Annotated in this window: 16 protein-coding genes; 10 read left to right on the top strand and 6 right to left on the bottom strand. The window is 62.5% G+C overall.

The annotated features are described in order from the left end of the window. Positions 1 to 157: 157 nt before the first annotated feature. The 8 genes from ABJF10_RS23930 (at position 158) to ABJF10_RS23895 (ending at position 3,530) form a co-directional block, all read left to right on the top strand. Positions 158 to 529, top strand: a complete 372-nt coding sequence (locus ABJF10_RS23930; protein ID WP_348547140.1) for a hypothetical protein — start codon at positions 158 to 160, stop codon at positions 527 to 529. Positions 530 to 557: 28 nt separating this feature from the next. Next, positions 558 to 845: a hypothetical protein gene (locus tag ABJF10_RS23925; protein WP_348547139.1), complete on the top strand. Its 288-nt coding sequence runs from the start codon at positions 558 to 560 to the stop codon at positions 843 to 845. A 4-nt stretch (positions 846 to 849) separates the two neighbouring features. Then, the gene (locus ABJF10_RS23920) at positions 850 to 1,197 is read left to right on the top strand and encodes a hypothetical protein (protein WP_348547138.1); all 348 of its coding nucleotides are present in this window, start codon (positions 850 to 852) and stop codon (positions 1,195 to 1,197) included. Positions 1,198 to 1,353: 156 nt separating this feature from the next. Beyond that, positions 1,354 to 1,983 carry a hypothetical protein gene (locus ABJF10_RS23915; protein ID WP_348547137.1) on the top strand — a complete coding sequence of 210 codons (630 nt, stop codon included), beginning with the start codon at positions 1,354 to 1,356 and terminating at the stop codon, positions 1,981 to 1,983. 42 nt (positions 1,984 to 2,025) lie between these two features. Beyond that, positions 2,026 to 2,382: a hypothetical protein gene (locus ABJF10_RS23910; RefSeq protein WP_348547136.1), complete on the top strand. Its 357-nt coding sequence runs from the start codon at positions 2,026 to 2,028 to the stop codon at positions 2,380 to 2,382. A gap of 16 nt (positions 2,383 to 2,398) precedes the next feature. After that, positions 2,399 to 2,815 carry a VOC family protein gene (locus ABJF10_RS23905; RefSeq protein WP_348547135.1) on the top strand — a complete coding sequence of 139 codons (417 nt, stop codon included), beginning with the start codon at positions 2,399 to 2,401 and terminating at the stop codon, positions 2,813 to 2,815. 4 nt (positions 2,816 to 2,819) lie between these two features. Continuing rightward, positions 2,820 to 3,194 (top strand): hypothetical protein, encoded by a 375-nt coding sequence (locus tag ABJF10_RS23900; RefSeq protein ID WP_348547134.1) that lies wholly within the window; start codon positions 2,820 to 2,822, stop codon positions 3,192 to 3,194. A 108-nt stretch (positions 3,195 to 3,302) separates the two neighbouring features. Further along, a complete protein-coding gene (locus tag ABJF10_RS23895; RefSeq protein ID WP_348547133.1) occupies positions 3,303 to 3,530 on the top strand; it encodes an addiction module protein in 228 nt (75 codons plus the stop codon). Positions 3,531 to 3,632: 102 nt separating this feature from the next. On the opposite strand, the gene ABJF10_RS23890 is transcribed toward ABJF10_RS23895, so the two are convergent. From ABJF10_RS23890 to carA, 4 genes are all read right to left on the bottom strand, one after another. Then, positions 3,633 to 4,949 (bottom strand): CpsD/CapB family tyrosine-protein kinase, encoded by a 1,317-nt coding sequence (locus ABJF10_RS23890; protein ID WP_348547132.1) that lies wholly within the window; start codon positions 4,947 to 4,949, stop codon positions 3,633 to 3,635. Between the two features lie 104 nt (positions 4,950 to 5,053). Further along, positions 5,054 to 5,671, bottom strand: a complete 618-nt coding sequence (locus tag ABJF10_RS23885) for a carbohydrate-binding family 9-like protein (protein WP_348547131.1) — start codon at positions 5,669 to 5,671, stop codon at positions 5,054 to 5,056. 15 nt (positions 5,672 to 5,686) lie between these two features. Beyond that, on the bottom strand, positions 5,687 to 6,208 hold the full coding sequence (locus tag ABJF10_RS23880; RefSeq protein ID WP_348547130.1) for an FHA domain-containing protein: 522 nt from the start codon (positions 6,206 to 6,208) through the stop codon (positions 5,687 to 5,689). A 15-nt stretch (positions 6,209 to 6,223) separates the two neighbouring features. Then, entirely contained in the window at positions 6,224 to 7,402 is a 1,179-nt protein-coding gene (gene carA / locus ABJF10_RS23875; protein WP_348547129.1) for a glutamine-hydrolyzing carbamoyl-phosphate synthase small subunit, read from the bottom strand. Positions 7,403 to 7,519: 117 nt separating this feature from the next. Here carA and ABJF10_RS23870 point away from each other — a divergent pair, with 117 nt between their 5' ends. After that, positions 7,520 to 8,188 carry a hypothetical protein gene (locus ABJF10_RS23870; protein ID WP_348547128.1) on the top strand — a complete coding sequence of 223 codons (669 nt, stop codon included), beginning with the start codon at positions 7,520 to 7,522 and terminating at the stop codon, positions 8,186 to 8,188. Continuing rightward, positions 8,185 to 8,667: a hypothetical protein gene (locus ABJF10_RS23865; RefSeq protein WP_348547127.1), complete on the top strand. Its 483-nt coding sequence runs from the start codon at positions 8,185 to 8,187 to the stop codon at positions 8,665 to 8,667. Before ABJF10_RS23870 ends, ABJF10_RS23865 begins: the two co-directional genes overlap by 4 nt. On the opposite strand, the gene ABJF10_RS23860 is transcribed toward ABJF10_RS23865, so the two are convergent. Both ABJF10_RS23860 and ABJF10_RS23855 read right to left on the bottom strand, forming a co-directional pair. After that, complete coding sequence (locus ABJF10_RS23860) at positions 8,657 to 10,810, bottom strand: response regulator (RefSeq protein WP_348547126.1); 2,154 nt, start codon at positions 10,808 to 10,810, stop codon at positions 8,657 to 8,659. The two genes, ABJF10_RS23865 and ABJF10_RS23860, sit on opposite strands and share 11 nt — an antisense overlap. Positions 10,811 to 10,862: 52 nt before the next feature. After that, positions 10,863 to 11,498: a peptidoglycan-binding domain-containing protein gene (locus ABJF10_RS23855; RefSeq protein WP_348547125.1), complete on the bottom strand. Its 636-nt coding sequence runs from the start codon at positions 11,496 to 11,498 to the stop codon at positions 10,863 to 10,865. Between the last annotated feature and the right edge of the window lie 234 nt (positions 11,499 to 11,732).

Here is an 11,732-nt window from a genome sequence, read left to right as displayed (position 1 = left end):
CTGCTCATTTTCGCCAAGCCGATCGCATGGTCGCGCTTTGGCCGGGTGGTCTTCGTCTTCCAACTGCTTTACGCCGCCAGCCTCCTCGGCCAGTGGGTGTATGGTGCCCGGCTGGCGACGTCCTTGAACCCGAACGGCTGAGCCTACCCCGATTCCCATGTGGCCATTTAAGAAAAAAGCAAAACCGGCAACGCGGACGGTTCCGACGAGCCAGATTTCCTACAGCCAGTTGGATATTACCGAGCGGTTCGACGACCACATGGATCTGCAGCCGGACGATTGGATTGCGACCGAGCCTTTGAACAAGATGACTCCGAACGCCCCGGCGCAGGGTCTGCCGTCCGTCGACGCCAGCGAAGACGAGGTCTATGCGGCGGCGACCCAACTTTCCCAGTTCCGGGAATCGATCGCGATTCCCAACGACGGTGTGTATTGCCCGGTCTGTCACATCGCGAATATCGACCTCGCGAAGCTGCGCCAGCCGTGTCCGAAGTGCAGCCGGCCGCTGTTGAAATTTGGTTGGGATTGAGCCCATGCATCACCCAAACGCCGACGCGATGAAAACCCCACCGGCCACAACCCCTCGTACGAATCCGCTGGGCCGATTCTTGAATTGGAAATTCATCGCCGCGTTCTTCGCGGCCGGTCTGCTCGCCTTCGCGGCAGGACTCATGCACCGCGGCACCGCCAGCCTTTCATATCCCCTTCTCGCGTGGTCCCCGTTTCTCCTCTTTATCAATTTTCATATGGCGTTGGCCGCGCGGACAGGCCGGGAAAAGCGTTCCGCCGCAATGGGTTTTGCCATCACTGTCGGCCTGGTAGTGATAGCCCTCCGATGGATTTGATCTGATGGACGCAACACCTGCCCATGATCACGGAACTTCCCTGAGTTCGTCGCGCCTCTTGACCCGCCTGTCATCTGTCGGCGCTATCTTCTCGATCGCCGTTCTGCTGGCTCTGTTGTATTACAAACACGGCAACGATAGCAATCACACTGGCTTCGAACCTTGGTTGCTCTCGATCGTATTTGTTCCGACGGCAGCGGTGGGCATTGCCGCTGTTTATCGGAACTCGTCTCGGCCACTGGGCATTTTTGCCTGCTGCGTCGGAATCGGCTGCATGGTGTTCTTGTTCTACCTCGACTACTTCAACATCCTTGTTCAGTACGAACGCTGGATCGCTCGGGGAATGCCATGAACTCCAGATCAGCTGCGTTGCTGGGCTTCTCGATGCGAATGCGCTTCCCCATGTGCTATCACTCCCAAGGATGACCTCCTTTCGTTTCTCCACCATAGCGCACAGCGACCACCTCTTTTGTAGCCCGATGGCGATTATGACACCTGATCCCCGCGCGTGATTCTCTGGCGACCAGTCGGATTTAAAGAACTCGCTCTGCTGTTCGACGCACAGATGCGCGAGTTCCCGCCGCGGCTGCCCGAGCAGCCGATCTTTTATCCGGTCACGAACCGCGCCTATGCGGAACAGATCGCCCGCGACTGGAATACCAAGGAGGACGATAGAGCCGGCTATGTCACCGAGTTCGAGATTCCAGACGCCTACGCGGCGCAGTTCGAACGCCATGTCGTCGGGGGACATGAGCACGAGGAATTGTGGGTGCCGGCAGAGCGCCTGTCGGAATTCAATGCGCGCATCCGCGCCCCGATTCGCGTCGTGGCTGCTTACTTCGGCGACGGCTTTGGCGGTTTTGTTCCGGAGCAGTGCGGCCTGCGCGGCAAGTCCGCCACGGAGCAGTTTACCTGTCTCACCGAATGGCTTCCCTACAGCAGTATTGACGTCTCGTGTGAGACAGCAGCCAACGCGAAAGCAGTGTTTCTCAACTTTCCTTTCTGGCGGCGCGGCTGTTCCGCAGGAGGACGTCCGCTCACGGCAGCCGAACAGAAGGTCATCGACTTCATACATTGGCGTTGGCCTCTTCTTAACTGTGGTTTTGATCTTCCTACTTCCGAACCGAACGGCGCCTAATCAGCCGCTAGCGCGCCAATTTTGACACGTCCCACATCAACGATGCCAACGTACGTTCAGTCAGGTGAGTTTTACGGAGTAAGCTACATCACCGGCCCATCTCATGTTTTCCTGCAGATCGCCTTCTCATCAGTTCCGGTTTCCAAGCCCTCGATTGTCGGGCTGCCTGCCACCAGAGCTTTGGCACAGACGACACTGGATCCACAGCAGATTTGCAGTGCCGTAGTTGACGCAGCAGCCACCGCGAACGCCGAGTTGGGCACCACTTTCTTTCCAGCCGTCATCCGGTACGTGCCCGACGATTCCCCTCGCTACCCACTTTTCAGCCACTGCACCATCTTGCTCATCCGCCGCCTCGCCAGCGGAGAGCCCTTTGCGCCAGCGACCAACATCGCCTAACCAGGCGCGAGAAGGCATGAGCTCCATCACCGGCCTCAATCATCTGACGCTGGCCGTCAGTGACCTGGATCGTTCCATGGCGTTTTACGCCGGGTTGCTGGGCTTTTCCATCCGGATGCGCGGGCCATCGTCGGCGTATCTCGAAGCGGGGACGCTGTGGCTGGCGCTGGTCGTCGATCCCGCCGTGCGGCGTGGGCCATTGCCGGAGTACTCGCACGCGGCTTTCAGCGTCGGGCCAGCGGAATTGGGACTGCTGGCGGAGAGGCTCACCGGCGCCGGCGTGACGCGCTGGCAGGAGCCGGGGCAGGCGGATTCGTTCTACTTTCTCGATCCCGATGGGCACAAGCTGGAGTTGCATGCGGGGGCTCTGGAGGGCCGGCTGGCGGCTCGCGCGGCCTTGGCTCAGTCGGGCGTCGTCATCTACGATTCGTGACGCCATGAAAGAGCCCGCCCATACTCTGTCCCTCTGGCAAGGGATGGTCGTCAGTGGTCCGGTCATTCTGACGCTGCATCTGTGCATGGCCGTTTTCTTCGCCGCCGCCGTGGTCGTGGCGTTTCGCCGCTCGGGCTCGGTCGGGGCGTTTGCCTGTGCACTGGCGCCATTCCTTTTCGGCACGGTGGCGATGTGGATGGGCGTGCGCGGACACATTTCGATGGCTCCGGAATTCTCCAGTGGCCTTTACGATGGCGATCCCCGGGAAAGCCTGCACCTCTTGCAGCGTCCGTTTTTCATCGGGAGCGGTCTTTCCGCGGTGGCGCTCGTCGTCTATTTCTTCGCTCGTGCGTTTCGCCCCGAGGCCCGCCATGCGTGACCGTCGAACTGCTCCGCGCGTCAAACGCGGGGCCGCTTCATCGCCGGCGCCGGCGCCACCAGTCGCTTCTGATCTTGTCCGGCGACCGATCTTGGGTATTTTTCCCCGATGATCCTCGAAACCATTCCTGGGGTTGGCCAGTTGACTGCGGCCGAGAAGCTGGTTCTTGTCAGCGAACTTTGGGATGATCTGGCGGCGCATCCGAACGAGATTCCCGTATCTCGCGAACAGATTGCCGAACTGGACCGTCGGATGGGAGAGTATCACCGTGATCCAAGCCGGGTAACTACCTGGGAAGCCATTCAGCCTCGATTCTGCCGCCCCATCCGGGGCTGAGCGCTGGTGGTATCGTGGTTCCGGTGGCTTACGCCGACCGGCTACCTTCTGTCGTCCCTCCGGGACTGGAAAAGCGTCGGCTGACGGAGGTTCGGCGCTGAGTCAGCTTCCGTCTTTGGCACTCTCCGCCATGCCGTAGACTCTTTTGGCGTAATCCTCAGCGCCGTATTGGAAGTGGTCGACGCCGAAGGTGTTCAAGCCATTGAGGATGACGCCGGCGATGGCGCCGTTGGCTCTTTCGATCAGGCGGAGGGCGCGCTGGACGGCTTTGGGCGAAGTCTTGCCGGCGCGAATCACGAGGCAGAGGGCCTCGGCGTCGGGGAGCATGAGCAGGACATCGCTGACCGCGTGAACCGGCGCGCTATCCACCACGATGCGCTCGAACTTTTCCCGGGCTCCGCGGAGCAAATCGTGAAAGGCGTCCTGCGCGAGGAGCTCGGCGGCGTGCGGCACGAGCCGGCCCGACGGGAGGACGAAGAGATGGGGGATGGCGGTCGCTTGAATGGCGGCGTCGAGTTCGCACTGGCCATCCATCACGGGACCGACGCCCTTTTCCGGCGGTTCCTCGAAGAAATACTGGTGGACGGTCGGCAGCCGGAGATCGCCATCGATGAGCAGCGTGCGCTCCCCGAGTTGCGCCAGCGACACGGCATAATGGACGGAGCAGAAGCTCTTTCCCTCGCCCGGAACCGCACTGGTGAAGAGGGTGACGTGATGCGCGGGGCTCTCGCTTCCCAGGGAGAGCGCCGCCCGCAGGGAGCGAAAGGATTCGGCGACGGCACTGTCCAATTCCTGGAGAATCAATTGCCCGCCCGCACGGTGGCGGGGCTTGCCGGCCTTGGGCACCGAGCTCAGCACGGCCAGCCCCAGTTCTTCCTCCGTCTGCTCCACGGACTTGAAAGACCGATCCTTCTTCATCAGCACAAAGGTGAGCAGTCCGGCGAGGCACAGGAGCGTCAGCTCGAACGCACCCGGCCAGGTCAGCGACCTCCTGCGTAGCCGCGGGTCAGCGACGAAAACGGGGCGGTCGTCCACCGTATATCTTCGATCGTCCGGCGGCCCCTCCGCGATGGGCTCCGGAAACGGCTCAGGGGCGAGTTCGGCAGCGAGGTAATGCTGATCCGCATTCCATCCCCTGCTCCGCCGAAGAGAATCCGACCGGTAGAGTCCTTCCTGGAAGGCGTCCCCTCCCACGATGGCCGGGGAAAGCGCCAGGAAAAAATCGTCTTCGCCCAAGAGAGAATTCCTCCCACTGGGCGCGAGTGCTCCGCGATCCAGCGCGAAGGCGAAACGCCGGTCGGCCAGATGGCCATCGGGGAGAACCGATTCTTGCGCGATGGAGAGACGGGCGAGCGCGCTGAGCGCGAGCAACAGCGTCCTGATGTGATTCGAAATCCCTAGAATTCGAATGTCCCTCATTCAGGAGCAGAGTTCCTAGCATGGAACACCGTCGAAAGTCGATCAAATACCTCCCGCTCCTAAAGTGGCGCACCTCCCGGCACTTAGGCGATCCCGCCACGGCTTCACGCAACAAAATCGACGAAACCAAAGCGCTCGGGGGTGTGGAAATTGGCGCGGCCGGGTGAGGACCAGGCGGTGAGTTCGCGCTCGACGCCCGGTGGGCGGTCGATGCGGCAGAAGTTGGCGCGCCATTTTTCGCCGACTGACGGAGGGTCGGCGGTAAGGCTGCGGAAGGGGATCGCCAATTCCGCACACCATCCGGTGTCAGTACGGCGGGCGGCGGTGCGCAAGCCTTCGCAGCGCCAGGCGAAGTCTTTCAGGTAACCGCTGCGATTGCGACGCAGCACGACTTCCATGACGGTGTTGAGCGGGTTCAGCTCGATCTCGAAATAGCTCTCGAGGTCACCGACCGGGTCGATGAAGACTTCGACGACTTCTTCCTGATACAGCGGCGCGCCGCGTTCGGTGTGGGTGGCCCAGACGTGGGTGTCGGCGACTTCAAAGAGGATCCGCCACTCGTCGGCATTCCATAGGGATCGGACGGTCGTGCTTTGCAGCGGGAGGCGTCCATCGATGGCGAGGCGGAATTCGCAGGCATCCACGCCGAGCCACAGGGCGGCCAGCGGATCAGCCGTGATCTCACCCAGCACGCGTCGCTCGCAACGCATCGTCGAGAGCATCGCGCCGGTGAATCCTTAAAGCGTCGGCGGCTGGATGTTGTAAACGGAGGCGACCACGGCCCCGAAGCCCAGGATGGCCAGGATGGCAACGACGATGAGCGCCAGGCCGACCGGATCCTTCTTTTTCTTCTTTTTCTGGAAAGGCGAGGCGTTCGCGAAATCCGCCGGGCGTTTGCTCGTGGAGGCCACGACGGCGGTCACTTCCTCGGTTTCCGGCAGGGGGCGGGCTTCCGCCGGATTCTCGGAAACGTAGCTCGTCTCGATCTTGCCGAAGGTGATCTTGTCGCCGTCCTGCAGCTTATGGTCCTCCTCGGCGACGATATCCTTGCCATTCAGCATCGTGCCATTCGTCGACCCGATGTCGCGCAGGATGTAATCGCCATCCTCGCCGAGGGTGAGGGTCGCATGGTTGCTGGAGACGGAGATGTCCTCAATCTGAAGCACGCTGTCCGGCACGCGGCCGATGGTGATGACTGGCTCGGTCAGGTCGTGGCTGGCGTCGCTGCTTTCGGGGAGGGAAATGAGGAGCTTGGGCATGGCTGGGAGGGGAAATTAGCGACCAGCCTGCGATGTTTCAATGAGTTTGGCAAACTCGCGGAAGAAATAACCCGCGTCGTTCGGGCCGGGGGCGGCCTCCGGGTGGTACTGCACGCTGAAGATGGGGAGCGATTTGTGGCGCAGCCCCTCGACAGTGTGATCGTTGAGGTTGATGTGGGAAACCTCCACGTCGCTGGGCAGCGAGTCGGCGTCGACTGCGAAGCCGTGATTCTGCGAGGTGATCGAGACCTTGCCGGTGGCCAGGTCCTGGACGGGCTGGTTGCCGCCGCGATGGCCGAACTTGAGCTTGAAGGTCTTGCCGCCGAAAGCGTAGCCGAGCATCTGGTGGCCGAGGCAGATGCCGAAGATCGGGGTCTTGCCCATGAGGCCGCGGAGGATTTCGTGCACGTAGGTGAGGGCCGCGGGGTCGCCGGGGCCATTTGAGAGGAAGACGCCGTCGGGCTTGAGCGCGAGGACTTCCGCCGCCGGGGTCTCGGCGGGCACGACCTGCACCTTGAAGCCCTCCTGCCGCAGACGCCGCAGGATGTTGCGCTTCATCCCGTAGTCGTAGGCGACGATGTGATGCTTCACGGGCGGCAGTTTTTCAAAGACCTCGCCGTTTTCCGTGACCTCCGTCGCGGCGCCGTCGCCCTTGACGATAGTCCACGCGCGGCTCTCGCGATTCTCCGGGTCCCAGGCGTAGGGAGCCTTGGGCGTCACTTCTTTCACAAAGTCTGAGCCGGCCATGGGTGGGGCGGCCTTGGCCCGCGCCACGGCTTGTTCCGGCGTGATATCGTCCGTCGTGAGACAGCCCTGCATGGCACCGCGGGAGCGCAGGTGCTTGGTCAGCGCCCGGGTATCGATGCCCTGAATGCCCGGGATTTTCCATTTCTTGAGATACTCGTCGAGGGTGCCGCGGGAGCGCCAACTGCTGGCCACGGGGCTGAGCTCCTCGATCACGAAGCCGCGCACGTGCACCGCCGCGCTTTCGTCGTCGAGGTCGTTCACGCCGTAGTTGCCGATCTGCGGGGCGGTCATGGCCACGATCTGGCCGCGGTACGAGGGGTCGGTGAGCACTTCCTGGTAGCCGGTCATCGAGGTGTTAAAACACACTTCGCCGACCGTGGAAACAGGCGTGCCAAAGGATTCGCCGAGGAAGTACCGGCCGTCTTCGAGAGCAAGGATTGCGCGCATGGTGGGCGGGAGATTACGCAGGAGCGGCGGGAGATGAAGCGGAATATTGCCCGACCCGGTAGAAAACATTTCGCTCGCGCGCGCTCGCCTCTTGGCGCAACAATCTCCCCGGCGAAAATGACCTTTCGATTCTTCCTCCGGCAAACCCAGGTGCTCGGCACCACCATCCTCCTCGGCTCTCTGGCCGCCTGCACCAACAAAAGCGACAGCGACCGCACGCGCACCGAGGGGGCGGCGACCGGGGCCGTGGTGGGCGCGGCCGTGGGAGCCGGAACGGCTGCCGCGCTGAAGGGCAAGCCGGGAGCGATCGCGGGAGCCGCCGCCGCCGGAGCGGTGGTGGGTGGGGCGGCCGGCGCGGCCTATGGCGATTCCGTGGCGAAAAGGAAGGAGGGTTACGCCGCCAAGGAGAGCGCGCTGGATTCGCAGATCACCGGCATCCATCAGCAGGTGGCGATGCGTCGGCAATACAACGAGAAGCTGCGCGGCGTCGTCACCACCAAGGAGCAGCAACTGGCCACGATCCTGGCGTCCGACCGTTCGGCCGGGCCGACTGTGCAGGAATTCGACCTGCGCACTTCGATCAATTCGAAACTGACTGAGCTCGATCACGAGGCGCGTTCGTGGCAGGACACGATCGATGCTCACAAAGCGGTGATGCAGAAGGCGACGGACGATCCGCACGGCGCGGATCTCCAAAAGGAGATCGATCAACTTTCCGAACAGCGGGCGGAATTGCTGCGCCAGCGGGCCAAGCTCGCCGCGCTCCCCGACAAGCTGAAGCAATGAGGCGCGCCGCGCGGCTCGGCGGATTGCTGGCGGCAGGGATGCTGCTGGCCGGCTGCGCGACCACGGGCGATCCCCAGCAAGGCGGGCTTTTTGGCTGGAGCGAAGCGAAAGCAAGGGACCGGCAAGGCGAGCGGCAGAAGCGAGTGGCCGGGGAAGAGGCGGAGCTGGCGCAAGAGGATGCGCGTGGTCACGCGCTCGAGACTCATGAGGCGCGCACCGATCGTGGGCTTGCCGCGGCAAAAGTGGAGCACGAGAGGTCGGAAGCGAAGTTGCATAGCCAGCAAATGGCGCTGCTCGCGAAAATAGACCAGTTGGAGAGCGAGAGCCCCACTCCGGCCTCGGCCAGCCGCGCGCGGACGTATCGGAGAAAGGTGAATACGATCGCCGCGCAGGTGGCTTTGACCACGAGCCAGCGCAGCGAGCGTCTCCGCACCATCGAGGCCGATATCGACACTGCTCTCGAGCGCCTCAGGCGCTAGGAGCATCAAGCACCGCGCGCACTTTTCGCGTCAACGTGCCGGGCGTGAAGGGCTTTTGCAGCACCTGAAAAGCGAGCGCCTCCAGGCCTTGATCGGCCATATCGTTTTCCGAATAACCGGAGACGAAGAGCACCCGGGCGCGTGGGCAAAGTTCGTGGACGTGTTGGGCGACGCGCGCGCCGTTCATCTCGGGCATGACGACGTCGCTGATCAGCAAATCGACGTTGTGCTCTTCTTCCCGCAAGAGGCGCACCGCCTCGGAGCCGCGATTGGTCGCGAGGACACGATAGCCCTGGCTCTGCAGGATTTCGCAGACCAGATCGCGCACGATGTCCTCGTCCTCCACGACGAGGATCAACTCCTTGCGCGCGGCACCGTTCGCCGGGATAGGCGCGAGCGCCACCGTTTCCACCGCGCCCTGCTCCATCGGCAAATAAATGCGGAACGTGCTGCCCCGCCCGCATTCGCTTTCCACGACGATCGCGCCGTGGCTCTGCCGCACGATGCCGTAGACTGTGGCGAGCCCCAGACCCGTCCCCTTGCCCGGCCCCTTCGTGGTGAAGAACGGTTCGAAGATGCGCCCCTTCGTTTCCGCATCCATCCCCTCGCCCGTGTCGGTGACCTCGAGGGCGACGTATTCGCCCGCCTCCAGTTCAGGGACCGGGCGCGCCTCGCTTACCACGAGGTTGCAGGTGCGAATGGTGAGGCGCCCGCCCCCGGGCATCGCGTCGCGGGCATTCACCCCCAGGTTCACGATCACCTGCTCGATCTGTCCGGGATCGGCTTTCACCCGGGGTTGGGCGGCTTCGGGCTGCGAGACGATCTCGATATGTTCGCCGATGATGCGCTGGAGCAGCCGGTGCAGGTTCGTGATGATGGCGTTGAGATCGATGATCTTCGGCTGCAGCAGTTGCTTGCGGCTGAAGGCCAGGAGTTGCCGGGTCAATCCGGCGGCTTGCTCACCCGCTTGATGAATCAACTCCGCCGGCTGACGCGCCGCGGGATTGTCGCCGAATCGTTGCCGCAATAAATCCGCGTAGCCGATGATGGCGGTGAGCAGATTGTTGAAATCGTGCGCCACACCGCCAGCCAGCCGGCCCACCGCTTCCATCTTCTGCAAGTGCCGCAGCATCTCTTCGCTCTCGTGCAGGGCCTTCTCCGCCGCGCTGCGCTCATTCATCTCGCGCATCAGGTCCGCCCGCTGGACGAAGAACGTCTTGATGAGCCGCGCCAGTTCGCCGAACTCCGCCTTCTGCCCGCGCAACGGTTCCAGCGGTTTCACGTTCTCGGTGTGCAAACTTTCAATCACGCGCTGCAGCGGGCGCACCACCGCGCGGTGGAGCAGAAGAAAGAGGACAACGAAGAGCACAAGAGCGCCGAGCAACAGCGTGAAAAATACATTGTCGCCCCTCGCGTCCAGAGCGGCCATTTGTGGATCCACTTTGGTAAATACGAGGTGGGCCAAGTCGCGCCCCTGCCAGTCGCGCAACGGCACGACGTCGTGCATCTCACTGGCCCCAAAGACGGTCGCAGCCGCTTTTTCGGGTGACAATAAATGCGCACGATCGTTGTCCAAAAATGCCAACCGCAATTGGTCCTCATCCCAGATTCGTCCTGCCAGGAAGAAGGCTTCCACGGGGCTCTGACGTGTTCTGTCCAAAGATGACCTGATGGAAACGCCGCGCACTTCCATCAGGCGCAAACCACCGGTGACACTGGGCGCCAGCGGAAAGTAAAACTGTGTGACCTTATCTCGACCGAACAGCTTGGCCAATGCATCCGCTGAGAGGGGCGTCTTTTGCAGTTCTTCCGGCTGCGTATTCGAGTGAGAGTAAAAAAGCGTCCCCTCGCCATGATAAACCCAAACGGCACTGGCAGAAAAGCCCGCGAGTGTGCGATCGTCCCAAGTGTCCTCCGCCCACTTGCGGTTGTCGCTCACGATCGCTTCCAGCACGTTGGGACGGCCCGAATATTCCTCCACCATCTTTTGCAGAGACGCACCTTGGTTTCCCCAAAATTCCTCCACACGCGCCCGCCATGCCGACTCCAGCGCTGCCTTGGCACCGGCGAACTTCTGCGCCTCGGTGCGCCGCAGCGCGACCAACCCAGCGACGAACGCCGTGCCGGCCAGCAAAAGAAGCAAAAGGATTGTGGTGCGGACGCGCATTGTAGGCAGGATTGTCGGCGAAGTTGGGCTACTCCAGCAGTTTCACGGCGGCGATGCGCCAGCCCTGACCAGTCTTTTGCAAGCGGAAGACGAGATCCTCCGTTCGTGCTCTGGCTGGGCCGGATTCGCCGGCCACCTCGGTGCGAACCCGCGCCGTGACCTGCGCCTGATCCTCGTGACCGGGCTCCAGCGAGGCGATACGATTGAGCATGGTCGACTTGCGATGCGGCCAGCGCTGCGACTCCCGGGCTCGCGCCTCGCGAATGAAATCGCGGTTCACATTTTGATCGTCGTAGTAGTTGACCACATCGGCAAAGAAAGCAGCCTCGCGGTCCCAATTGCCGCTCTGCCATGCCTGCAGATACCGCAGCACGCAGGTACTGCAATCTTCGAGGCGGCGCACTTCTTCACGATTCGCCAGACCGTCGCCCGGCAATCCCAGCGCGCGCAGCGTCTCGTCATCCAGATTGCCTGTCCGATCGAGACCGTGCGCTTCTTGAAATTTCCCGATCGCGCCCACCGTCTCATCCGTGGCGCGGCCGTTGATTTCGCCGAAGTAGAATTTCCGCGCCCGCAGTTCGCGCTGCACTTTGGGAAGCAGTTCTTCCGCGCCGGCCGAAAAGGCGAACACCAGCAGAATGATCCCGCAGAAGAGGAAGCGCACTCCCTTGCTTTACGGTGGCCATGCGCCCCAGCGCAAGCCGCCCCAAAAAAGGAAAGCGCTCCGGAGCGACATCAGCAGTCGCCTTTCCGGAGCGCTTTCGAAGGATGCCCCACACGTGCCGTCCGGCCGGAGCTCCACGTTCCCCCTAAGGTTAACGGGCGGATGACCTGGGACGGGCTTCGGTCTTCCAATGAAGGCATGACCTAAACGCGCCCACCCCGGCCTCCTGAGTTG

Source organism: Chthoniobacter sp., assembly GCF_040003245.1.
In the GTDB taxonomy this organism is placed as follows: Bacteria; Verrucomicrobiota; Verrucomicrobiia; order Chthoniobacterales; family Chthoniobacteraceae; genus Chthoniobacter.
Note: the sequence above shows the minus strand (reverse complement) of the source record. Positions and strands in the feature narration are given on the sequence as shown.

Excerpts from the sequence above, each read along its gene's own strand:
- ABJF10_RS23930 (WP_348547140.1), top strand. The coding sequence starts at position 158 with ATGTGGCCATTTAAGAAAAAAGCAAAACCGGCAACGCGGACGGTTCCG.
- ABJF10_RS23925 (WP_348547139.1), top strand. The coding sequence starts at position 558 with ATGAAAACCCCACCGGCCACAACCCCTCGTACGAATCCGCTGGGCCGA.
- ABJF10_RS23920 (WP_348547138.1), top strand. The coding sequence starts at position 850 with ATGGACGCAACACCTGCCCATGATCACGGAACTTCCCTGAGTTCGTCG.
- ABJF10_RS23910 (WP_348547136.1), top strand. The coding sequence starts at position 2,026 with ATGCCAACGTACGTTCAGTCAGGTGAGTTTTACGGAGTAAGCTACATC.
- ABJF10_RS23905 (WP_348547135.1), top strand. The coding sequence starts at position 2,399 with ATGAGCTCCATCACCGGCCTCAATCATCTGACGCTGGCCGTCAGTGAC.
- ABJF10_RS23900 (WP_348547134.1), top strand. The coding sequence starts at position 2,820 with ATGAAAGAGCCCGCCCATACTCTGTCCCTCTGGCAAGGGATGGTCGTC.
- ABJF10_RS23895 (WP_348547133.1), top strand. The coding sequence starts at position 3,303 with ATGATCCTCGAAACCATTCCTGGGGTTGGCCAGTTGACTGCGGCCGAG.
- ABJF10_RS23890 (WP_348547132.1), bottom strand. The coding sequence starts at position 4,949 with ATGAGGGACATTCGAATTCTAGGGATTTCGAATCACATCAGGACGCTG.
- ABJF10_RS23885 (WP_348547131.1), bottom strand. The coding sequence starts at position 5,671 with ATGCTCTCGACGATGCGTTGCGAGCGACGCGTGCTGGGTGAGATCACG.
- ABJF10_RS23880 (WP_348547130.1), bottom strand. The coding sequence starts at position 6,208 with ATGCCCAAGCTCCTCATTTCCCTCCCCGAAAGCAGCGACGCCAGCCAC.
- carA (WP_348547129.1), bottom strand. The coding sequence starts at position 7,402 with ATGCGCGCAATCCTTGCTCTCGAAGACGGCCGGTACTTCCTCGGCGAA.
- ABJF10_RS23870 (WP_348547128.1), top strand. The coding sequence starts at position 7,520 with ATGACCTTTCGATTCTTCCTCCGGCAAACCCAGGTGCTCGGCACCACC.
- ABJF10_RS23865 (WP_348547127.1), top strand. The coding sequence starts at position 8,185 with ATGAGGCGCGCCGCGCGGCTCGGCGGATTGCTGGCGGCAGGGATGCTG.